Origin of the sequence: Streptomyces sp. NPDC057743, assembly GCF_042798755.1 — a bacterium.
Lineage (GTDB): Bacteria > Actinomycetota > Actinomycetes > Streptomycetales > Streptomycetaceae > Streptomyces.
Map to the genome: position 1 here is coordinate 1 of NZ_JBHVJX010000030.1, position 21,900 is coordinate 21,900.

Consider the following 21,900-nt stretch of genomic DNA (forward strand, 5'->3'; position numbering starts at 1 on the left):
GACTCCCGCCGCACCGGCTCCTTCCTCCTGATCGACCCCGCCGACGGCACCACACTCACCGCCGGCATGACCGGCACCGCCTTCACCCACACCGCAACACCCGCACCCGAGCCGCCCACCCCTGATGCCGCGTCACCAAGTCAGTCCAACACCTGCTAGAACAAGGCGTGTTGCCAACCGACCAGTCGGCCGAGTCGCACCGGACAAGCAAGAGGGAGCGGTACACCATCATGGAGTTGGACCCCCGGGGAAAGGCACCCCGTACCACCCGCGGCGGTCGGGGGGTGTTACTGGTCTCCCTCGTCGCGGCGCTCGGCGGCGTGCTGTTCGGCTACGGCACGGCCGTCGTCTCGGGAGCGCTGCTCTACATCGACCGCGACTTCACGCTGAACGACTGGCAGGAGGGCGCGCTGGTGGCGAGCGCCCTGCTGGGCGCCACGATCATGGTGTCCGCCAGCGGCCGGCTCGCGGACCGCTACGGCCGCAAGCCCCTGATCCTGGCGATGACCGTCCTCTACGCCGTGGGCAGCGTGGTCTCCATGCTGGCGCCAGGCATCTACCCACTGCTCGCCGGACGCGTGCTGGTCGGATTCGGCCTCGGCTCGCTGTCGTTCGTCGTCCCCCTCTACATCGCCGAGATCGCCCCGCAACAGCGCCGGGGCTTCCTCGTGACGCTCAACCAACTCATGGTCACCGTCGGCATCCTGGCCGCGTTCGCCGTGGGATACGCCTTCAGCGGCGGCGGCCAGTGGCGGCTGATGCTGGCCGCCGCGCTGCTCCCGACGGTGATCATGGCCGTGGGCACCCTCTTCGTGCCCGAGTCGCCGCGCTGGCTGCTCGCCCGGGGCGACGAGGTCCGGGCCCGCGCGGCAGCGGCCGCCACCGGACTGACCGACGATCTGGACGCGCTGCGCCGCCAGTTGACCCCGCCGCCCGCACAGCGAGCGGCGCGCGGCTCAGCGAACCCGTCCAGCACCCGTTTCATCTGGATGACCGCCCTGATGGCCTTCACCGTCCATCTCAGCGGTCTCAACACCGCGATCTACTACGCGCCGCGCATCCTGTCCTCCGGCGGACTCGGCATCCGCAGCTCCGTCCTGGGCAGCGTGATCATCGGTGTCGTGAACCTGCTGATGACCTTCGTCGCCATGGCCGCACTGGACCGGCTGGGCCGACGCGCGCTGTTCCTCGGCGGACTGGCGCTCATGGCCGTGAGCGGCGCGGGCATCTCGCTCGCCTCCTTCACCGGTCACCAAGGCAGCCCGGTCACCGTCGTCCTGATGTGCGTCTTCATCGCCGCCGGCGCGGTGGGCCCCGCCCCGGTGTTCTGGGTGTACATCTCCGAGATCTTCCCCCAGCAGGTGCGCGGCCGCGCCATGAGCCTGGCCACGACCGCGCTCTGGGCTGCCGACACCATCGTCGCCCTGACCTTCGTCCCCCTGGTCGACCACTTCTCCTTCCAGGGGACGTTCCTGCTCTACTGCGCCCTCACCCTCGTGGCCATCGTGGGTTTCGGCCGCTCGATGCCCGAGACACGCGGCCGAAGCCTGGAGGAAATCGCCCTCCAGACAGGACAGTTCACGCCGACGGTACGCAACTGAAACAGACCCGCGACGAACGGCGGTCCGCCCATGCAGCCCGGACAGCGGGCTGACACCGACCGGCAGGGGCCTGCGTCGAGGACCGTCCGTGATGGCGCACTGCGAAGTCGTCTCCGGCCAGGCGCCCGTCGGATGGACGAGCGCACATAGCCATTTTCGTGCGCCTGGCCCGACGCTTCCGTGCGCCTGGCCAGGACCGCGTGGTGCGACCGGAGTTCGCGTGTCTGCGGGGAGGCTGGCTGCCATCCACTGGGGCACCGCATCGTTGGCACGGTGATGCCCCGTGCGCGAAGAGCGGAGGAGGCGTCATGCCTGAGGGGCCAACCGAGGAAGTACCAGTAGAGCAAGGGGACGACGACCCGAGTCCCGAGGACCAGAGGTCCGGTGAGAACGATGACGAGACGCTTGAGCGGATTGAACAGACGGTCGGCACCGAAGAGGACGCCCCGATCCGTGAGCAGGCCGCGGAGACCGCCCGGCAGGTGATGTCGCTGAGCACGGGGACGCAGGGCATCGCGGATGTCATCGTGGAGATGGACGTGATGTCACGAACCCCCGCCGGGCCGCTTCCCCGTTCTCAGGAGGCGTTCGACCGGGGCGCGGGGGCCGGCAGCTCCCTTGAGCAGAGCCGGGAGGCCGGCAGAGAAGCCCTGAAGGAGGAGTCGAAGAAGCCGACGCTCCTCCGCCGAGTGAAGTTCTGGGACTTTGCGCTCCCGGCCTTCTTCACTGCCGCATCCACCCTCCTCTCGGCGTTGAGCTTCTATCTGATGGTCAAGAAGCAGGCGAACGAGGTCAACGGCAAGACGGACTCGTCCGACGAGGAACTGACCCCTGAGCAGAAGGAGATGATCCGGAATCAGCTGAAGCTGTGGTGGAAGGAGGATGACAAGAAGTTCTGGGCGCGGGTGCAGCACTACTGCGATAAGTGGAACCCGTCAGTTCAGCAAATGGTCTTCGAAATGAACGCGATTGCTGGCATGTCCGAACCGGTCTCCCCGCCTTGGACGTGGGCATCCGGGGACCTCAAGTACAAACTGATCATGCAGCTCGCGGAGGATTTTGTCACGGTCGCGAAACCGAAGGTCCCCGCCACGGCCGCGACCGTCGAGAGCCCATCCGATCCACCTGTAGCCCCGGCGGCGAATGATGCGGACTCCACTACCGCGTGGGATCAGTTCTTCGCGACACTGACCGGCTACACCTACGACGGATACGGCACCGGCACCAAGTCGCCGCTGCCGCGCAAGATCGCCGCCGATGTCGCACACCTGGCGTTCAGCCAGATCTACTGGCAGTGGAAGCAGCAACTCAAGCCCCCTGCCGGAGGCGCGTGATGAACGAAATCCCCGACTCCGCCGACCGGACACCCGAGGCCGATACGTCCACAACAGCCTCCGCACCCGAAGGGACCCAGATGCCGTCCCTCCCGGTTGACACGGACCCCGAGACTCAGCGGGACCTCCAGGCAGCGGAGAGCGTGTTGTCGCTGCTGGCGACGGTGGCCATCGCCGGTGGTATGCCCGGCATGATCCTCAGCGGAGTGGCCGGCGGAATCTCCGTCGGGTTGAGGCTGCTGTTCCCGCCCAGCAGGGAGAACATCGCCGACACCATGGCCAGGCAACTCGCCGCGCTGGACAAGGTTTTGGTCAACCAGATCGCCTGGCAGTCGGTGCGCAATGAGATGGCGAAGTCCCTCGCCGACATCAACGTCCTCCTCCTCAAGATCAAAGCAAGCAGGCACGAGATCGACGAGTTCAAGAAGACCCTCGACTGGCAGGCGTTCGGCAAGAGGAAGACCGACCTGCAAGTAGCCGTGGACGCCGCGTGCCAAGGAACGACCAGGTTTCTTCCCGGGCTGCAACAGCTCAAGTCGGACCTGGGCACCACCCCCGCCTCGTCGATCCTCACCCTGGGTCTCTTCTCCACCGGCGCTGCTCTCCACATGCAGCTGGAGCTCATGCGTGTCATGTGGCAGGGCCCCGGGGCCGACGCCCAATGGATCAGCAACATCGTCGTCCACGGCAGCGACTACCACGACCACATCGCGGCCACGATCCGCACCATTGCCAGCCAGATCGCCGACCGCCTGAACGGAATCCAGCCCCCGACCGAGCATGCGTACGACGTGTACAAATGGAAGGGTTGGCCTGATCCGGTCTACCAACACAGCTACCTTGAGACGCGCGTCGTCAGTTGCATCTCAGACACGAAGCGGGCGACCGTGCCCACGCGCGACGCCAAGGACATCGTGAAGTCCGGGGACTGCGGAACGGAAAAGTGCAACTGCGAGTGGAAGAACGATCCCGGCGATAACGTCGTCGAATTCAAGGCTGGCAAGATCAGCGACAACGCCAACGTTTTCGACTACTGGCCACTCACCTATGCGGCAGATGTAGAGACGGAAGCACGCCGCTACTTCGCCTACACCGTCGATCACGAGGCCGCCCTCTTTGTCGCCCAGCACCACCTGGGCGTCATCGTCGACAAGTACAAGAAGATCCAAAGCGGCGGTTCCTCCCCCTTCGGTGCCGCCGCCCGTATCACCGGAAAGGGCATGGCCTCCACGGACAGCAATCCGCTGACGACGGAACCCCCCGCGACTGCAGCCCAGTACAACCGACTGAACGACCGTGCCGCCGAACGCGTCTACGCAGCGCGGCGCGCCACCGTCGACCGTTTCGCCTACGTCAGGGCAACCCACGAGGGTTTCCTCGCCGCCTCGCAAGTGCTGGCCCTGAACGCGCCTACGGGCCCGAATCCCTCGCTGCCCGAGACCTTCCCCAGTGCAGTCAACGCCTACGCTGCCAGGGCGTACAGCGCATACCAGGCAGCCGAAAGGGCCCGGACCTACATCGAGGAGAGTGTCATGGGTAGTTCCGCCGACAAGGCCGAAGCCGCGGGCATCCAGGCGAAGGCCAAGGCCGCGCTCAACGCCGCCCTCGAAGCCTCGACCGGCCCCGAAGGCAACATCGCGATGTACCACACCTGCCAAGAGGTCGAAGCCGCGATGCTGCAGTGATCCGAAACGGGGGTCCCTATGTCCGAGGTCCGCTTTCGGCATACGGCCTAGTAGCCATAGGCGATGCGCTCGACTTCCCTCAGTTGGGTCGCGCCGATGCGGTCGTCCTCCAAGGAGAGCAGCCACGGCAGCAGTTCCGGCGTGGCGTGCACCTCGTCGTAGAAGCCGAAGCGGAGGTCGGCGAGTTCGCTTCCGTACAGCCACCAGTCGAGCGCGTCGTTGAGGTGCAAGTCCGCTGCCTCGGTGCGGGTTTGGGCCCAGGTGCTCAGCCAGGGGGCGAGGCTGCCGTTGAGGGCTCCGAGCGTCTCCAGCACGTCCGTGACGCTTCCGGCGCTCGGGTAGCTGTGCAGGATCGACCGCCACCAGGCGTGCCACACGCTCTCCAGCGCCGTGCACTCCGCCCCGCTCCAGTCGCGCCAGCCGGCGGCAAGGAACCGAGAGGCGGTCATGTCGTTGATGAGCTGGTCAGCGACGAGAAGGCGGGTGATCCGGGGCGCCAACTTGCGGTACAGGCCGGGGAAATCGGCCCAGTGGTCAGGCCCCTCGTGCGCGACGTGGCGGACCAGTTCGTCCGGTATCCGGCCCACCGGACCGGCCAGGGCTTCGAGATCCGCTGCGCCGTAGCAGTAGGTGCAGCCATCCACGGAAGTTGGCAGCTCGGCACGTGGGGTGAAGGCGGCGTCCAAAGCATCGAGCGCGTCGTGGAGTTGCTGCTGTGGGTCGTTCATGGGGTGGTGCCTGACAGGACTCCGTCCGGGAGCTCCGGAGAAGGGAGCGACGCTATCACAGGCACATCACCAACAACCCGGCCGATGGTTGTCGTCCCGAGCGGTGCGACGCCTACTTGCCGGCGTGGCTGCCGAGGTAGAAGAGGAGCGCCATGAAGGCCAGCAGGAGATGGCTGCCGGCGATGTAGATGAACACCCGCCAGGACGCGCCCCGTTCCTTGTGTCGCTCGGACATCCCGCCGCCGAAGGATGCTTCGCGCGGGGGCAGTTCGGTGACTTGCTCGTGGGCCTGCTTGTGGGGCTGGTCGTTGGTCTGCTCGTCGAGCATGGTTGCGCTCCTGGGTGCGTCGGGGGTCAGGGGGAAGGGGGGAGCGGAGTCGGAATCGGTTGACCCGACTCGCGCAACTGCGTCAGCAGGTCCTCCCGCCCGGCCAGCAGTTCCACCAGGATCCGGCGCGCGGCCCGCAGTAGCTCGGCCACATCGCCGCCGGCCAGCTCGTACACCACCGTCGACCCGCCTCGCGTGGCGGTCACGATCCCCGCTCGGCGCAACACCGCGAGCTGCTGCGACAGGCTCGACGGCTCCACCTCGATGTCGGCCAGCAGCTCCCGGACCGGCTTCGGCCCGTCCTGGAGCAGCTCCAGCACCCGGATCCGGACCGGATGCCCCAGCATCCGGAAGAACTCCGCCTTCGCCTGGTACAGGGGCACCTGCGTCCTGTTCACGAAGTGCCGCCTCCCTTCATGCGGGGTCCTCGTGGTCGTCTTCCGGCTCGACACCGGGATCCACGCCGAGGTCGCGCGCCATCCGCAGCGCGTCGTCCAGCTCCTCCTTGGCCTCGGTCACGGCGTAGACGTCCCCGGCCTCGTGTGCCGCCGCGACCGCGTCCCGTGCTCGGTGCACCCGCTCCCGCACCGCTTCGGCAAAGTCGCCCACCCGGACCTCCACACCACGACGTCATTGACCTCTGAGGAAACTAACGAATTGAAGAACTCTGCAAGTCTAGGGTCCGATGCCCGTGCGGGACACCAGCGGGGGGCTTCCCGCGGGGGAGAGGGTGAGCTGCGGCCCTTGCTCGATGGCGGGCGAGCGTCGCCGGACAGTGCCAGGCGGTGGCCCCGGCCCGGGCGGCGGGCAGCGGGCGGCCCCAAGCGCCACGCCGAGGACGTAGCGAACCAGCGGCGCTTGGGGCCGGGAAGGCCCGCAGCGCCCCGGCGCCCGCTACGACAGCGGAGCCGGGCGCCGGGGACGATGCGGACGCCTTCACCGCCACCAACGACGGGCCGCCGCGTAGGGCACGCCCGCGTCAACGCGTCGCCCGTGCCCGTGGCCGCGATCGAGGTCGACGATGATCGCCTCGCCCTACCAGGCGGGGCTGGCGACGAAGTGAGTGTCGTAGCGCTGCTGGTCGGCGAGCAGGCCCTCGCGGCTGGCTTCGCCCCGGTGGATCCTGGCGACCTGCCGCAGGTAGTCGAAGCGCTCGATGCCGGGGGTGATCACGATCAGTGCGTCGGCGGTGTCCGTCGGGGCCGCGCGGAAGGCGTGATCACAGTGCGGAGGGACGATCAGGAGGTCGCCGGAGCCGGCGGTGACGATCTCCGCTCCCACCAGTGCCTGGAGCGTCCCGTCGATGATGAAGAACAGTTCCGAGGAGTGGTGGTGTCGGTGCGGGACTGCGCCGTCGGCGCCGCGGGCGAGCTGGATGCGGTGGGCGCTGAGCGCGCCGTTGCTGGCGCTGGCGTCGGACAGTAAGCAGTGGCCGATCTCGGGTAGTTGCTCGGCCTCGGCGGCGCGCACGAGGACCGGTTCGTGTGGGGTGACTGTGGTCGCAAAGACAGACATGAGTGCCCCTCTCCGAGCGATGGACTAGCATGCTAGCAATCTAGGGAGCTAACATCTGCCCATGGGCGACACGGAAGTCAAACAGTTCAACGTGTATCTGCCGGTGGAGCTGATCAGGCAGCTCAAGCACCACGCGATCGAGACGGGCATGTCGCTGTCGGCACTGGTCGCCGAGGCGTTGCGCGCCTATCTCGACGAGCCGCAGGGACAGCAGAAATCTTCCGGAAAGGAGTCATGACATGGCGACCGAAGGCATCGAAGCGATCTTCCTGGAGACCCACAACTGGGGGAGGACCGCGAAGTTCTTCCAGGAACTGGGCTACGAGTTGGAGACGTCGGCCGGCGACGGCTCCGGCGTGCTCCGCAACGGAGACGGTCCCTATCTCGTCGTGGTCGAGGTTCCCGAGGGCCGGGAGCCCGGCATGCAGGTGGCACTGAAGGTGCCCGACGAAGCGGCGTTCCGCCCCGACCCCGTCGTGGACGTGGTCACGCCGTTCGAGGACACCCACTACGGGACCCGGGAGATGACCGTCCGGGACCCCGACGGGCGGCTGTGGAGCCTGCAGGCCCCCGGGAAGGGCTGACGACGCCGTTGTGCGTGCGGCAGGGGCGGTGCGCCGTCGGTGCTGGCGCACCGCCCCTGCCTGCGACGGCAGCCGAGCCGAGCGCCATGGCGGCAGTGGGAGCGACACCCGGAGCCAACGGAGGGGAACGGGAACACATGGGAATGCAGAGGCAGTTGCGTGGCTGGCGCGGTAATCCCTGGGCGGTGCTGCTGACGCTCAGCCTGGGGTTCTTCATGACGTTGTTGGACTTGACGGCGGTCAACGTCGCCATTCCCAGCATGATCGGCGACCTGCACGCGTCGCTCGACGAGATGTTGTGGGTGATCAACGTCTACATCCTCGTGCTCGCCGCGCTGCTGATCACGTTCGGTCGGCTGGGCGACGTGCGCGGGCCGCGCGCCATGTTCATCGGGGGCGTCGCGCTGTTCACCGTGGCGTCCGTGCTGTGCGCGCTCTCGCAGGATCCGGTCCAACTCATCGTCACCCGGGCGGTGCAGGGGCTGGGCGCGGCGGCGTTGATGCCGCAGACGATGACGCTCATCATCGGCACGTTCCCGGCCGAGCGCCGGGGCGCCGCGCTCGGTGTCTGGGGCGGGGTCGCGGGCGTGGCCACCATCGCCGGGCCGACCCTCGGCGGACTGCTGGTCAGCACGGCGGGCTGGCGGTGGATCTTCCTCGTCAACGTCCCGATCGGCGCGCTCGTGTTGGCGATGACCCTCGCGCTCGTGCCGGACGTCCGGCACGGCAACCGCCGCAAGCTGGACCTCACCGGCGTCGTACTCGCCGCGGCGACGCTCGCATGCCTGGCCTTCGCACTCACCGAGGGGCAACGCTATGACTGGAACGCCGGTATCCGGGCGCTGTTGGGCGCGGCCGTCGCACTGCTGGTGCTGTTCCTGATCCACCAGCGCAACCGGCAACACGCCGAACCGCTGCTGCCCTTCGCGCTCTTCCGCGACCGCAACTACTCCGTCATGAGCTTCGCGTCCGCAACCGTCCAGGTCGGGATGATCGGACTGTTCCTGCCGGTGATGATCTATCTACAGTCGGTGCTGCACTTCAGCGCCCTCGCGGCCGGCCTGGTGATGGCGCCGGCGATGGTGGTGTCGGCGTTGCTGTCACCCGTCGCGGGCCGGTTGGCGGACCGGATCGGCGGCAAGTACGTCCTGATGGCCGGGCTGGCACTCTTCGCCGCAGGCATGGCCTGGCTCGCCGGGACCCTCCAAGTCGGCCGCGTCTGGTGGGAGTTCCAACCCGCACTGATCACGGCCGGGATCGGCATCGGCTGCGTCTTCGGCCCGATGGTCACGGTCGCCATGTACCACGTCGAGCCCGCGATGGCGGGGGCGGCCTCCGGAGTGCTGAACACGATCCGCCAGATCGGAACGGTGCTCGGCAGCGCCGCAGTCGGCGCCGTACTGCAGAACCGACTGGCCGGCTCGCTCCACGACGAAGCGGCACGGCGGGCCGCCGGCCTCCCGACCGACGTCCGCAGTCAGTTCCTGGCCGGCTTCCACAACGCGACCGCGAGCGGACAGGAACTCGGCGTCGGACGGAACGCCGCGATGGCCCCTCCACCGCAGGGCACGCCAACGGGCCTGGCCCACCAGCTCCAGCAGGCGGTCACGGCCACGTTCGAACACGGGGTCGCGCAGGCGATGCGCCCGACCCTCGCCCTGCCCCTCATCGTGATCGCGGTGGGCGCCCTGTCGTGCTTCTTGGTACGCCCTCGACGGCCCGACGCGGACCCCCGAGAAGCCAACGCACCGGCAGGACAAGCCCCCTTGCGCAACCAGCCGACCCCAACGCCACAGCCCGACAACCACTGATGACCTCGCCAACCCCGCCAACGCGGGCGGCAGTTCAGGCGGCCGGGTCCATGTGCGGTGCGGGCTTGCCGCGGTCCGCTGCGGCGGTGCTGTCGGCCGGCGCGGTGTGGAACGTGCGCCGGTACGCCTGAGGGGAGACGCCGAGGGCGGCCTGGAGGTGTTGCCGTAGGGACGTTCCGGTGCCGAAACCGGCGCTGTCGGCGATGCGGTCGATCGGCCAGTCGGTGGTCTCCAGCAACTGACGGGCCCGCTCCACCCGTTGTTGGATCAGCCACTGGCCGGGACTGGTGCCGACCTCGTCCCGGAAGTGCCGGGTGAAGGTGCGCACACTGACCCGGGCGTGGGCGGCCATCTCGGCGAGGGAGACCGGTTCCGCGAGCCGTTCCAGGACCCAGGCACGGGTGGGCGCGGTGCCGCTGGTGGTGGGGGAGGGGACCGGGCGCCGGACGTACTGGGCCTGACCGCCTTCGCGCCACGGCGGAACGACACAGCTGCGGGCCACCTCGTTGGCGACCTCACACCCGTGGTCCCGCCGGACGAGGTGCAGGCACAGGTCGATTCCGGCGGCCGCGCCCGCCGAGGTCAACACATCGCCGTCGTCGACGAACAGCACATCGGGATCGACCCGGACGCGCGGGAACATCCGTTGCAGCCGCTCGGCCTCGCGCCAGTGCGTGGTGGCCGGGCGGCCGTCGAGCAGGCCGGCCGCGGCCAGGACGTAGGTGCTGGTGCAGATGGCCACGATGCGGGTGCCGCACCGCACGGCGTCAAGGGCCGCCCGCAAGGCGTCCGGCAGTCGCCCGTCCTCCTTGACCGGGCCGAGCCGGTGCGTGGGCGCGATGACGACGGTGTCGACGGCGGACAGCACGCCGGCATCGTGGCCGACGGTCAACTCGTAGTCCGCGTCGGTCCGTACGGGGCCGCCGTCCAGGCTGCATGTCGTCACCGAGTACAGAGGTTCGCCCGCCGCGTCGCGGGCGGCACCGAAGATCCGGGAGGTGATGGCGAGTTCGAAGGGGAGCACGCCGTCCAGGGCCAGTACGCCGACACGATGCATGGCCCGATTCTTTCAGACCCTGACCATCAGGTCACTACGTCGGTACTTGACCAGGCGCCAAACTGGTCCAGCGCCCCCAGACACCACCGATCCACACGCACACATCCAACCCCGAAGGCCGAACACGAAAGACGACCAACCATGTTGCAGATCACGCACCCTACCCGTACTGACCGCTTCATGATGCGGGCCGTCGTCCAGGATCGTGCCGGCGGTCCGGAGGCCCTCAGGGTCGTCGGAACCGTGCGGCCCGAACCGGCGGCCACCGAGATTCTGGTGCAGGTATGTGCAGCGGGCGTCAATCCGACCGCCTGGAAGACCGAGGGGCGCACCACCTTCCACAGCGGGGCCAAGCCACCCTTCCCCCTCGGTTTCGACGTTTCCGGAGTGGTCGAGGCGGTCGGCCCCGGCGTCACCCTCTTCCGACCCGGCGACGAGGTGTTCGGCATGCCACGCTGCCCCCAACTGGCCGGCACCTACGCCGACTACGTCGCCGCCCCGGCCCGACACTTCGCCCGCCGCCCGGCCAACGTGGACCACGTCCAGGCCGCGGGAATCCCCCTCGCGGCGCTGACTGCCTGGCAAGCGTTGGTGGACACCGCGGACGTCGGCCCGGGCAAACGGGTCCTGATCCACGCCGCGGCGGGCGGGGTCGGCCACCTCGCCGTACAGATCGCCAAGGCACGGGGTGCCCACGTGATCGGCACGGCGAGCCGCGGCAAGCATGCGTTCCTGCGCCGTCTGGGAGTCGACGAACTCATCGACTACACCCGCGAGGACTTCGCCGAGACCGTCCGCGACGTGGACGCCGTGCTCGACGCGGTGGGCGGCTCCTACGGGGAACGTTCCCTGCGCACGCTGCGCCCGGGCGGGACGCTGGTCACCATCGTTCCGCCGGACAAGACCTTCCCCGCCGAACAGGCCCGCGCGGCCGGGGTGCACGCCGTCTTCCTGTGCGCCGAGCCCGACCACGCGGGTCTGCGGGAGATCGCCAACCTGGTCGAGAGCGGTCAACTCCGGGTCGAGATCGCGGCGGTGTTCCCGCTGACGGAGGCGTGCAGGGCCCACGAACTCGGTGAGACCGGCCACGCCAGGGGCAAGATCGTTCTGACGACGTAGTCAGCCCACTTGGTGCACACGGTCCCCGTGGTGCACACCATCCGCAGGCTTCACACCGTCCGGCTGGCGCACGCCGCCACCGCTGAGGAAGGCGCGCACTTGCTGCGACACGGTGACGTCCCCGAGGAAGTCGTTGTGTTTCAGGCAGGCGGTGCGGGTGTTGAGGGCACCGTCGAGCGGGGTGCTGCTGTGCGGGGAGATCTGCTCGTCACACGGTGACCACCACGTTGCGTACTTCACCGGACCGGGCGTCGCGGTACCGGAGTTGAGGTGCGTGACGACATACGAATCGGGGGTCATGTCCCGGCAGCCCTGGTCCCATGCCGAGCACAGCCAGGCAAGGTCGGTGCCGTGGTTGGGGCCGGCCAGGGAGACCCAGTGCGCCACCCTGGCCCGCCCGTCGCCGAACTTGACGTACCAACGGGTCGGAAGACTGCCGAGACTGTGGGCGACGAGATCCACCTTCCTGGCACCCGTCTGCTCCAGCACCGTGTGGACATAGCTTTGGAGTTGGCCGCTGAGCACCTCGTTCGTCGACTTCGAGGTGTCGTACGACCAGGCGAACAGCCGGTCCTCCGGGTACCCGTTCCGGGCGAAGTCCGCCCGCATGGTGTTCCAGGCTCCCGGGTCGGCATTACGGCCGTGAATGAAGATGACGGGATTGGGGGGAGCCGCCGCCTGCGCGGGTGCACCGGCGAGCGCGGTGGCGGCCAGCGCGGACGATGCCACGAACAGCAGGATGCGACGGCCTGAGAACCTGCCCGCTCCCCAACTACCCGACGTTCCCCCACCGTTCAAAATGTCCGGCATTGACATGGCGGCCTCCGCCTCCGGAACGCGCTCGGTCGGTCTGGACGCACCACATGATGAGGGGCGCCTGCTGGGTGCACAAGAAACGGTGCGACGTGATGTGCGCGATCGCTGGGCGCGCTCCCGGCGGCGAAACCCTACCGGGGATTGGCGAGTGAACGGCCGAGAGGCGCGGAGCTGCCGGCCAACGGGGCTCTGTAGAGCGGGAGTTACCCGACGCCGAAGAACACGCCGCCCGTGCCGTCCCGGTCGGGGGAGTAGAAGTACGCGTGGATCGCGCGGGTCAGATCGTCCTTGCTGAGGCGGCCGTCGCCGTCGGTGTCCAGCTGGTCCAGCACGCGCGAGGCGTCTCTGGCCAGGTCCCACATTGCCAGGTACCGCGTCAGCTCCTGCTCTCCGACGTAGCCGTCGTGGTCCGCGTCGATGACCTGGAACACCGCCGCCCCGAAGGCCGCGACCGGCTCCTGTAGGGCCGGGTCCGTGGTAGTGGCGACGGCGGCGGCGCGGTGCTGTTTGCGGGACAGGCGGTCGTCGGTCTTCGCGTGGCGCTGGAGACCGGCCCAGTACTCCTTGTAGAAGGACGTCAGAGCCTCCACCTCGGGGGCGTCCGCGGCGAGTTCGTAGGCGGTGCGGTAGCGCTCGACGATCCGCCGGTAGTCGGCGCCGCCGACATGGCCGTCACCATCGGCGTCGACGACGTTGAACAGCCGGTCCAGGCTGCTGGTGCGGTACAGGATGCGCTCGGGCGGGGTGTTGGTGGTGGCGCACAGATGGTCCCGGAGCTTGGCGTGACGGAACTGGTAGACCGTGCCGACCTGGCGCAGGACCTCCCGCTTGCAGGCGTCCCGGAGGAACGCGTCCAGGTCCCTCGGCAACCATCCCGACAGGGGCAACCAGATCCGGGCCAGGACCACCCAACGCCCCCAGGCGGTCATGGTGCCGATCCCGAGTGCGATCACGCATCCGGCCGCCAGCCCGGCCCCAAGTCCCCCCAGGGCGGTGGTCACGAGCCCGAAAAAGATCCCGTACCCGGACCCGACCACGAACCCGATGGTGAGGGTCTGCTTGAGCACGGTGGCGCGGTTCGTGTTCAACAGGACCGACGGGTGGGCGCGTTGCTCTCGCGGGATGACGGTCTCGAACCCGGCCCCGAGCGCGGCGATGAACCCCATCGCGAGCCCCAGGCCGATCCCCGCCGCGAGCGTCTCCCCCGCAGCCAGCGCGATCAGGTCCCCGGGGTATCCCACGAGGGCCGAAAAAGTGGCACTTCCGAGCGCCCACAGGAGTCCGAACAGGAGACCACCGGCGAGCCCGCCCTTGACCCTGGGGCGGAAGCTCTCCCGCAGTCTTTCCACGGTTCCGTTCTTCGTCCAGCCACGAAGCCTGATCTCCATCAGCGACGGTTCGAACTTCGGGCCGCCGACCTTCATCTTCGTGACGAACCCGTGCATGAGCCCGAAGGCGAGACCGATCCCGAGCCCATCCAGCGGACCGGTGATGGCCGCTGTCCTGAGCCCGTACGAGGGCCCGAGCACGAGCCCGCCCACGGACCCGTTAGAGAGCCCGGTCACGAGACCGGACGCGATCCAGACCGTGACGCCGACCCGCAGCATCAGCCAGCGCAGTCGCACGGTGGTCCCCAGCCGCCACCATTCGATGTCGGGTGTTTTGAGTTCCGTCAGATGTGCGGCGAGGTAGCCGAGCCAGTGCCGGGCGCGTTCGACTCTGCGGCTCCGCTCTTCCAACCCTTCTGGATTGTCGGTATCGACGGGCTTGTCGCGGAGCACGCGCTCGTAGGCGGTAGTGATGAAGGCGTCCAAGAGGTGATTCTCAAGGGCCTCTCGGGTGCCGAACTTCTCGGGTTTCAACAGGTCCGACGGGTCAAGTTTGGATTCGTAGACGAATCGGGCGAGGGTGACCATCAAGGAGGTGGTCAGCACGGCCGCGAGATTGGCGACGTCTGGTTCGTGGCTACGGTAGTGCAACTCACCCAGGACGTAAGCCCACCCGGTCCTGGGGGTGGCATCCTCACTGGCAGGCAGAGGTGTTCCGGTGGCCGCCTGCAGATAGTTGATGGCGTCGTCCAGTTTGAGGTCGATCAATTCGATAGCGGCGGCGGAGGGCTCGACGTTGGTTTCTTTCCTGGCGGCTTCGAATTCGGCGTGGCGACTGGTCACCAGCATCGGCAAGCCGCATTTGTTGAGTTCCCTCAGCGCGAGTTTGCGCAAACCGGTGGCGATCTCGTCGAACCCGTCCAGGATCGGTAGCACGTAGTCGGCACCCACCAGCGCGGCGGCCCACGTCTCACCGCTCGGGCTCGCCGTGGTGAGATAGGTGTGTTCCCGCTCCAGCCGGGCGATCAACCAATCCCGCAGCGGGATGGTGGGATTCCATGATCCGATGCTGAAGATCACCGGCACCGGTGCTCCGTGGGCGCGTGCCTTGAGGCGGGCCAGTGCAAAACGCAGGGCCAGGGCGCTCTTTCCCGAGCCCGCCCGCCCCAGCACCATCAGCCAGTGGGACTGCGCCTGTTCAAGGGTGGCCGTGAGCGCGGCCTCTTGGCCGGCAGTGGGGTGCGAGCGGGTAGGCGTTTCCTCGGCCCGGGCATTCCGGAGGTCCTCGGGGTAGGGCGTTTTCTCCCGCACCGGCTTCCAGCGCACGGGCAACTCGCGGTCCTCTAAGCCCAGTTGTTCCGCCTCGTACTGGAGGCGCCCACGGACATCATGCGCGAGCAGATCGGCTTCGTCGGCCAGCTGTCTGTCAACGGAGCTGCGTTGGGCGCGCACGGCATCTACGAGTTTCTTGGCCAACTCGGTCAATGCGCCCTCGGCGGACGACCTTTTGTCGATGTACACAATGACGTTGTCGTTACCGAGACTGACAACGCCCGTGACGTTCTTTATCGTGGTCGACCCGGCGCCGTCCGACTGGCCGGCAGTAAACGCGGCGGGTCCCGGCACCTGCGGATTTGGCGCGACGCTCACCGGTACAGGACGCGCGTCGCGCCGTCGCCGTACGTACCCGCTGCCGCTTCGACCGCGGGCACGATCTCGCCAGGCAAAGCGTCGATCTCAGCCATCACAGACCTCTCCCTTCGCGTGGATAGTGGATAGCGGATAGCGGATGGCCGGCTTTCCGTGCGGCCGTCCCGCCCCGCCGCGGCGGGCAGGCACCCGTGGGCGGGTGCCTGCCCCCTTGCCTGAATCTCCGTTACGCGGACGGTGGTTGTTCGTTCCCTTGTCTGCTACCCCTGCCGAACGTATGCGGCGTCGTGGGACTGCTCGTCGGCCACGACATCGATGCCTTCGCCTTGTGACGAGCCCGGGAGCTGGGTGTGCGGATCGGTGCCACCGTGGTTCCGCGCTCCGACGCCCCGATGACTGGCCTGGCGCGGAACATGACGCCCCAGTAGGAGATTTTGACCCTCGGTGACCCGCCTGCCGGTGTGGCCGTGTGCTGCCGTCCCACCGTCATGGCCTCGACGCTGGGGGACGGCAGCATGCAAACCCTTCTCGGGGTAACTGACGTCGGTGCTATGGGTCTTGACGCCTTCGATGAGCAGGCCCTGCTTCGGGTCGATGGATCGCCGAGCCGCTCCGTCGCCACTGGTGTGGCGGCGATTCTTGAGCAGCGCGCCGAGCCCGAAGGAGGCGGCCATCGCGACCAGTACGCCCACGGCCAGGAGGACGAGATCCCTGGTGTTCCGCCCGCCGGTCGAGGTCTTGACGACGACCGCGGGTGCGGTCGACCTCGGCGTCGTGTGGCTGGGGTGCGTCACCGGCGGGGCGCTGGGAGCGTGGGAAGGGCTAGCGCCCGGGTTGCTGGGCGTGGCCGGGCTGTGCGTTGCGTGGCCGGCGCCCGCCGACGGCGCCGGCTTTGGCACGGCAGCACCCGCCGATCCGGTCGCCGGCCGCGGAGCGGCGGAGGCCCCCGGCCCCGGTCCGGTCGAAGAGCCCGGAGGAGTGGGGGGCGCCGGCACCGGCTTCGTGACGTCGAAGGACGTCACGAAGTTGCTCTGGTCGGGGTTCAGGGTGCACGCGGCGTTGCCCGCCAGTGCCACGGTTCCTGCCGCGTTCTTTGCGAGAAGGGCAAGGGTGAGGCCGCCGGCGGTGACCGTCCCCTTGCCAGGATGGTTGAAGGTGCGCGTGGTCGGGCTGGCGGTTGCCCTGACCTTGAAGGGCCCCGATGCCGGGACGCTGGTCGTGGCCACGTGGAAGGGGACCGTGACGTCGAAGTCGTCCTGTGGCGCGGCCACATGGGCCGTCGCTTGCACAGTGCCCCCGAGAGTCTTCATGTGGGCCTGGGCGAGCCACTGGGTGAAACCGGCACTCACCGTCGCCACCGCGTTGACGGCGATGGTCTTGCGGGGTGCGCCGACCGTGAACGAACGCGGGGCGTCCGAGTCGATCTCCACTGTGAACGGCTGATTGCCAAGCATGCCAGCCGCGCAGGTATAGCCGAATGTGCGGGAGAGTGGTTGCGCGGAAGCCGAACCGGCTCCGATAATGCCCACCAACCCGCTTGCTGTTGCCGTAGCGGTGGCGACCGCAAGGATGATCCTCATCCTTGGCCTGCCACACCTGATGCTCATGAGTTAGCCCCCGTCCATTGTTCGGGTGTGCGATTTTGGAACGACTCTCATTCCCTGAAGCTCAGCGTGCTACTCATGTCACGTGCCCCGTGCCGGATCAATGGCGCCCGGACTATTTCGCTCGGCGGGGTACGCGGCGTTACTTGAAAGACGCGGCCCAGGCTCTCCTGGTTGCGTGAGGAACTTAGCGCATCGCTCAGGCGTCCCCCAACACACCTTGTTGGGGGCGTCTTTCGGGAATATCCTCCGCGGCTGGCTGGCATCGCTGACTGAACATCAAGGACAGTTCATCTGCGTCTGCCGGTGTTCGTGCGTCCCTTGTTCCACTTACGCCACATGTGTTTCAGTCGTCGCGGCGCGCGCAACTGCCTGCCGAGTTGCGGAAAATGGCGAAGATGCAGGCCAGTCACGCGCGAAAACCCCACAGAATTCCGGATGTCATGGCTGTTGTCGCGCAGGGTCAACGGGCGTCACCGGCCGAATTGACGATCAGGGACCGGGAGTTGACCGCAGGTCGCCTACAGGCCGCGGCCGACCCGTACGTTGAGGCGGCCCCGCAGCGCGATTGCTGCGGGGCTGGGTGTAAAGGGGTCGGAGAGCGGGCCGGCCCGATGCGGCGGCGCCACGTGCGCCGCCAGGGCCCGAGCCAGCCGCTCCCCGCGATGTGCTCGAACTCGCCGTGGGGTGGGCGTGCTTACTGCCAGTGCGGGCGGCCGCTCTGCATGGCGCAGTGCAGCCGACCGCCGTGCGCGTCGCGCGTGGTGAGGCCCAGGTGGGCCTTCTTGCAGAACTGGCCGCGCTGGTAGTAGTTCCCGGACGGGGAGAGGATGACGCCCGCGGTGTCGGGGGCGCCGGCAGCGGAACCGGACGAGGACGACGAAGACGATCCGCCGCCGGATCGCGATCCCGCATGGGACGACGAGCCGGACCCCGACCCGTGGCCGGAACTCCCCTTCCCCTCAGGGGGGTTAGCCGCTGCCGCCGGTGTCGGGGAAGCGGTCGTGGCCGAGGGCGTCGGGGACGCGGTCGACGGGCTGGGGGAGGGGGAGGGTGAATCCGAGGGCGACTCCGAGACCGACGCCGAGGGCGAGAGCGAAGTGGACGGCGACGGGTCCGCCTGGTCCCCGCCGCTGGCGCTGGGCTGGCAACCGGTGAGGACGAGCAGTGCCGTGGCCGCGACTGCTGCGGCGGACAGGGAAGCACGGCGGCGGGCTCGGACACGTATCACGGAGGGACACATCCTGACGATAAGGGAGGGAAACGTATGGACACGCGCTCAGTGCGCACCGCAGACCTTATGCCGCTATCGCCTCTGTAGTCGGATATGTGGCTGAAATAAGACGCTCGCCGCTCCGCGCTCGCCTGGCCCACGGTCAACACCCGCCCCGCCCCCTGGCCTTCGACGGAGCGGGCGCATGCTCGGGCGGCCACCTTGGCTGTGGAGGTTCCCTCGACCGCGGCCCCGGTCCGCGCGATCAGCGCAACGAGACGAATGAACAATGATTCATGTAATCATGGTGGCGTACGATGAACCCATGGGCCACGGAGCGGCAACCCCTCGCAGCAGCGTCCCGCGCGCGCGTCTGGACGCGGCCAGCGCCACGAGGGTGGCCACCACGTTGCAGGCACTGGCCACCCCGTCCCGCCTGCTGATCCTCGCCCGGCTGCGCGAGGGCCCGCTCGCCGCCACCGAACTCGCCGCGGAGGTCGGCATGGAGCAGTCCGCCTGCTCCCACCAACTGCGCCTGCTGCGCAACCTCGGACTCGTGGTCGGCACCCGCAAGGGCCGTTCGGTGGTGTACGCGCTCTACGACAACCACGTCGCCGAACTCCTGGACCAGGCCCTCTACCACGTCGAGCACCTGAAGATGGGCCTGGCCGACGTGCCCGACGGGGCCGAGGCCGCTCCCGTGAACGGGCAGGCGACCACCTCCCGTTGAGCGCCCGGCTCGTGCCTGGGACGCGTCCGCAAGCGGAATATTCGTTGGCGGGCCGGGTTTCACGGTTGGCAGGCTGACGCCATGCCCCCTCCGCCCGATGACCTTCCCCACCACTCCTGGCTCGGCAGTCGCATCGACGCCCGCCCGCTGTTCGCCCCGGAGCACGCGGCGTTGATGGCCACCCTGCGCGGACTGGAGCCGGCCGACTGGCACAGGGAAGCCGTGCCCGGCTGGGACGTGCATGATGTGGCCGCACACCTTCTCGGTGACTGCTACGGGCGCCTGAGCCGTGACCGCGACGGTCACCGGGCCGAGCCCGCCTTCGCGCCGGGGGAGACGTTGGAGGCGTTCATCCACCGCATCAACCAGGAGTGGGTCGAGGCCCACCGTCGGGTCAGTCCTGCCGTGCTCATCGATGCCCTGGACGTGTCCGGTGCCCAAGTTGCCCGCCTCTTCGAGGTTGTTGAACCCGACAAACCCGCACTCGGAGTGTCCTGGGCCGGCGTCGATCCCGCCCCCGTGTGGCTCGACAGCGCCCGCGAACTGACCGAGTTCTGGGCCCATCGCCAACAGATCCGCCACGCCGTCGGTCAGGCAACTGACCCCGACCCAGGCACGTTGTCCGTGGTCCTGGACACCTTCCTGAGGGCCCTGCCCCACACCCTGCGGGAAACCCGTGCCGCCGCCGGCACCCAGCTCCAGATCCACATCCCGGGCCCGGCCGGCGGCACGTGGACCGCTACCGCCACCGCTGGTTGCTGGTCCCTGGCCGAGCCCGCCGCCGGAGCGCCCGCCGCCCGCGTCACCCTGGACGCGGAGAGTGCCTGGCGACTGTGCACGAGAGGGATCGAGCCGACCGCTGCGCTGGCCCGCGCCCACATCGACGGCGACCGTCAACTCGCCGCAGCTGCCTGCCAGATCGTGTCGATCGTGTACTGACGGAGCACATCAGCCAACGGTGGCCCGGACTCTCGCCCCCGGGCCACGACCATCCCGCCCCAGGCCACCGAGGGCCAACGGCGCCACCAGACCCGCCAGCGGGCCCACCGACCCCTGTCAGCGCTCATGCCTGCCGCTCATGCCTGCCTGGGGCCGAGGTCGGGTCGCTGAAGGTGGACACGAGCGCAGGGAGGAAGCGCCGCTCCAGTTCGCCCGGGGGGTAGACATCGGGTTCGACGTAGCTCTGGGCCTGTCCGCCTTCCCGGAGCGCCACGAGGAGGCGGGCGAACTCGTCGACGTCGACGGTGAGTTGACGTCCCAGGCGGGTGGCCAGCTCGGTGACCGCCTCGGCGATGGCGACGCGGGCCCGGGCGTCGTGCTCGGCCAACTTCCGTGCCGCCTCCGGCGTCCGGATGGCGTGCAGGGTGAACTCGGTGGTCACCAGATACCAGGCGCGTTCCTCGGCGTCGAGCTCGTTGCGGGCCACCATCTGTGCGAAGCGTTCCACCGTGGGCTCGTCGGTGCCCATCCGGTCGACCAGCGCCCTCAGTCGCGCGGCGAGACGGTCGCTGTGCTCGTCGAACAGCGTGAAGAACAGCTCTTCCTTGCTGGCGAAGTTGGAGTAGAACGCGCCCCGGGTGTAGCCGGCGCGGGTGCAGATCTGCTCGATGGTGGCGGCGTGGAAGCCGTGTTCGGCGAAGACCTCCAGCGCGGCCCGCAGCAGCGCGGCCCGGGTCTGCGGCCGGCGTTTGGTGACTCCCTTGGGCATCGCGACCCTCTCTCCACTTCTCCACTTCGCTGCCGTCTTCAGTGTGCGCCGTGGCCCGTTGTTCGTTCGCTCTCGTCCCGCTACGCGTTCCGCGTGCTGCTCTCCGGTGGGCGCGCGGCGGGTCCGCCCCACGATACAGCAACGCATCCGATGCATTGCTGTATCTGATGCATGCATGTATCTTTTGCTCGTCGTCGAACTCCCCACATCCTTGGAGGACTTCATGAGCACAGCCACGACCACCCCCTCCGCCTCGGACGCCCCCGACCTCACCGGCCTGGTCGGCCCCGCCCCCGACGGAACGGGACTCCCCACTCCTCCCGTCTTCGACTCCGTCGACGCCGAACGGCAGTACCGCAAGGAGCAACTCGCCGCCGGGTTCCGCCTGTTCGGGAAGTTCGGATTCTCCGAGGGCGTCGCCGGGCACATCACCGTGCGCGACCCCGAACACCCGGACTGCTTCTGGGTCAACCCGTTCGGCATGAGCTTCCACCGGATCAGGGTCTCGGACCTGATCCTGGTCGACCACGAGGGCAACGTCCTGCACGGCGAACGGCCGGTGAACAAGGCCGCGTTCGTTATCCACTCCCAGGTCCACGCCGCCCGCCCCGACGTTCAGGCCGCCGCCCACGCCCACTCGCTGCACGGCAAGGCATTCGCCAGCCTCGGCATTCCCCTCGCCCCCCTCACCCAGGACGCCTGCGCGTTCTACGAGGACCACGGCCTGTACACCGACTACCGGGGCGTTGCCGACGAGTTGGAGGAGGGCCGACGCATCGGGGCCGCCCTCGGTCCGCACAAGGCCGCCATCCTCGCCAACCACGGACTGCTCACCGTCGGCCACACCGTCGCCGAGGCGGTGTGGTGGTTCGTCACCATGGAACGCTCCTGCCAGGCCCAACTCCTGGCGATGGCCGCCGGAAAGCCACTGCACATCGACCACGAGACGGCCCTGCGGACCCGCGACCAGCTCGGCACTCCGCTCGCCGGCTGGTTCCAGGCCCAACCGATGTGGGATCACATCACCGACACCGCACCGGACTTGTTCGACTGACCCGCGCTGCGCCAGGCGTGTCACCCCGGTCCACC

General features: G+C 68.5%; 21 protein-coding genes. 10 read left to right on the plus strand and 11 right to left on the minus strand.

Translation table 11 applies throughout. The annotated features are described in order from the left end of the window. Nucleotides 1-230: 230 nt before the first annotated feature. The 3 genes from ACFVFQ_RS28675 to ACFVFQ_RS28685 all read left to right on the plus strand — a co-directional run bounded on the left by ACFVFQ_RS28675 (nucleotide 231) and on the right by ACFVFQ_RS28685 (nucleotide 4,620). Nucleotides 231-1,601 (plus strand): sugar porter family MFS transporter, encoded by a 1,371-nt coding sequence (locus ACFVFQ_RS28675; RefSeq protein WP_383421309.1) that lies wholly within the window; start codon nucleotides 231-233, stop codon nucleotides 1,599-1,601. Between the two features lie 308 nt (nucleotides 1,602-1,909). Continuing rightward, nucleotides 1,910-2,935, plus strand: coding sequence for a hypothetical protein (locus ACFVFQ_RS28680; protein ID WP_383421312.1), 1,026 nt, complete (start codon nucleotides 1,910-1,912; stop codon nucleotides 2,933-2,935). Continuing rightward, nucleotides 2,935-4,620 (plus strand): hypothetical protein, encoded by a 1,686-nt coding sequence (locus tag ACFVFQ_RS28685; protein WP_383421314.1) that lies wholly within the window; start codon nucleotides 2,935-2,937, stop codon nucleotides 4,618-4,620. The genes ACFVFQ_RS28680 and ACFVFQ_RS28685 overlap by 1 nt, the downstream gene beginning before the upstream one ends. 47 nt (nucleotides 4,621-4,667) lie before the next feature. On the opposite strand, the gene ACFVFQ_RS28690 is transcribed toward ACFVFQ_RS28685, so the two are convergent. The 5 genes from ACFVFQ_RS28690 to ACFVFQ_RS28710 form a co-directional block, all read right to left on the minus strand. After that, complete coding sequence (locus ACFVFQ_RS28690; protein ID WP_383421316.1) at nucleotides 4,668-5,348, minus strand: hypothetical protein; 681 nt, start codon at nucleotides 5,346-5,348, stop codon at nucleotides 4,668-4,670. 112 nt (nucleotides 5,349-5,460) lie between these two features. Continuing rightward, nucleotides 5,461-5,676 carry a DUF6126 family protein gene (locus ACFVFQ_RS28695; protein ID WP_383421319.1) on the minus strand — a complete coding sequence of 72 codons (216 nt, stop codon included), beginning with the start codon at nucleotides 5,674-5,676 and terminating at the stop codon, nucleotides 5,461-5,463. A 26-nt stretch (nucleotides 5,677-5,702) separates the two neighbouring features. After that, the gene (locus tag ACFVFQ_RS28700; RefSeq protein WP_383421322.1) at nucleotides 5,703-6,074 is read right to left on the minus strand and encodes an ArsR/SmtB family transcription factor; all 372 of its coding nucleotides are present in this window, start codon (nucleotides 6,072-6,074) and stop codon (nucleotides 5,703-5,705) included. A 16-nt stretch (nucleotides 6,075-6,090) separates the two neighbouring features. After that, entirely contained in the window at nucleotides 6,091-6,285 is a 195-nt protein-coding gene (locus ACFVFQ_RS28705; protein ID WP_383421325.1) for a hypothetical protein, read from the minus strand. Nucleotides 6,286-6,711: 426 nt separating this feature from the next. Continuing rightward, a complete protein-coding gene (locus ACFVFQ_RS28710; protein ID WP_383421328.1) occupies nucleotides 6,712-7,191 on the minus strand; it encodes a cupin domain-containing protein in 480 nt (159 codons plus the stop codon). Between the two features lie 61 nt (nucleotides 7,192-7,252). Between ACFVFQ_RS28710 and ACFVFQ_RS28715 the strand changes: the two genes are divergently transcribed. From ACFVFQ_RS28715 to ACFVFQ_RS28725, 3 genes are all read left to right on the plus strand, one after another. Beyond that, nucleotides 7,253-7,429 carry a ribbon-helix-helix domain-containing protein gene (locus ACFVFQ_RS28715; protein WP_383421331.1) on the plus strand — a complete coding sequence of 59 codons (177 nt, stop codon included), beginning with the start codon at nucleotides 7,253-7,255 and terminating at the stop codon, nucleotides 7,427-7,429. Between the two features lies 1 nt (nucleotide 7,430). Then, nucleotides 7,431-7,775 (plus strand): VOC family protein, encoded by a 345-nt coding sequence (locus ACFVFQ_RS28720; RefSeq protein WP_383421334.1) that lies wholly within the window; start codon nucleotides 7,431-7,433, stop codon nucleotides 7,773-7,775. 137 nt (nucleotides 7,776-7,912) lie between these two features. Then, entirely contained in the window at nucleotides 7,913-9,586 is a 1,674-nt protein-coding gene (locus ACFVFQ_RS28725) for an MFS transporter (protein WP_383421337.1), read from the plus strand. A gap of 34 nt (nucleotides 9,587-9,620) precedes the next feature. On the opposite strand, the gene ACFVFQ_RS28730 is transcribed toward ACFVFQ_RS28725, so the two are convergent. Next, nucleotides 9,621-10,643 (minus strand): GlxA family transcriptional regulator, encoded by a 1,023-nt coding sequence (locus ACFVFQ_RS28730; protein WP_383421340.1) that lies wholly within the window; start codon nucleotides 10,641-10,643, stop codon nucleotides 9,621-9,623. Nucleotides 10,644-10,784: 141 nt separating this feature from the next. Between ACFVFQ_RS28730 and ACFVFQ_RS28735 the strand changes: the two genes are divergently transcribed. Continuing rightward, nucleotides 10,785-11,762 (plus strand): NADP-dependent oxidoreductase, encoded by a 978-nt coding sequence (locus ACFVFQ_RS28735; RefSeq protein WP_383421343.1) that lies wholly within the window; start codon nucleotides 10,785-10,787, stop codon nucleotides 11,760-11,762. Here ACFVFQ_RS28735 and ACFVFQ_RS28740 read toward each other — a convergent pair whose 3' ends face one another. From ACFVFQ_RS28740 to ACFVFQ_RS28755, 4 genes are all read right to left on the minus strand, one after another. Continuing rightward, the gene (locus tag ACFVFQ_RS28740; RefSeq protein WP_383421346.1) at nucleotides 11,763-12,491 is read right to left on the minus strand and encodes an esterase/lipase family protein; all 729 of its coding nucleotides are present in this window, start codon (nucleotides 12,489-12,491) and stop codon (nucleotides 11,763-11,765) included. Nucleotides 12,492-12,781: 290 nt separating this feature from the next. Next, nucleotides 12,782-15,556 (minus strand): hypothetical protein, encoded by a 2,775-nt coding sequence (locus ACFVFQ_RS28745; RefSeq protein ID WP_383421349.1) that lies wholly within the window; start codon nucleotides 15,554-15,556, stop codon nucleotides 12,782-12,784. 260 nt (nucleotides 15,557-15,816) lie between these two features. Next, the gene (locus tag ACFVFQ_RS28750) at nucleotides 15,817-17,136 is read right to left on the minus strand and encodes a DUF6801 domain-containing protein (protein ID WP_383421352.1); all 1,320 of its coding nucleotides are present in this window, start codon (nucleotides 17,134-17,136) and stop codon (nucleotides 15,817-15,819) included. Between the two features lie 995 nt (nucleotides 17,137-18,131). After that, nucleotides 18,132-18,311 carry a hypothetical protein gene (locus ACFVFQ_RS28755; RefSeq protein WP_383421355.1) on the minus strand — a complete coding sequence of 60 codons (180 nt, stop codon included), beginning with the start codon at nucleotides 18,309-18,311 and terminating at the stop codon, nucleotides 18,132-18,134. A gap of 387 nt (nucleotides 18,312-18,698) precedes the next feature. Between ACFVFQ_RS28755 and ACFVFQ_RS28760 the strand changes: the two genes are divergently transcribed. Continuing rightward, nucleotides 18,699-19,103: an ArsR/SmtB family transcription factor gene (locus ACFVFQ_RS28760; protein ID WP_383421358.1), complete on the plus strand. Its 405-nt coding sequence runs from the start codon at nucleotides 18,699-18,701 to the stop codon at nucleotides 19,101-19,103. An 81-nt stretch (nucleotides 19,104-19,184) separates the two neighbouring features. Next, the gene (locus ACFVFQ_RS28765) at nucleotides 19,185-20,042 is read left to right on the plus strand and encodes a maleylpyruvate isomerase family mycothiol-dependent enzyme (RefSeq protein WP_383421361.1); all 858 of its coding nucleotides are present in this window, start codon (nucleotides 19,185-19,187) and stop codon (nucleotides 20,040-20,042) included. 124 nt (nucleotides 20,043-20,166) lie between these two features. On the opposite strand, the gene ACFVFQ_RS28770 is transcribed toward ACFVFQ_RS28765, so the two are convergent. Continuing rightward, nucleotides 20,167-20,811 (minus strand): TetR/AcrR family transcriptional regulator, encoded by a 645-nt coding sequence (locus ACFVFQ_RS28770; RefSeq protein WP_383421364.1) that lies wholly within the window; start codon nucleotides 20,809-20,811, stop codon nucleotides 20,167-20,169. A 223-nt stretch (nucleotides 20,812-21,034) separates the two neighbouring features. Here ACFVFQ_RS28770 and ACFVFQ_RS28775 point away from each other — a divergent pair, with 223 nt between their 5' ends. Next, the gene (locus ACFVFQ_RS28775) at nucleotides 21,035-21,865 is read left to right on the plus strand and encodes a class II aldolase/adducin family protein (RefSeq protein ID WP_383421367.1); all 831 of its coding nucleotides are present in this window, start codon (nucleotides 21,035-21,037) and stop codon (nucleotides 21,863-21,865) included. Nucleotides 21,866-21,900: the final 35 nt, after the last annotated feature.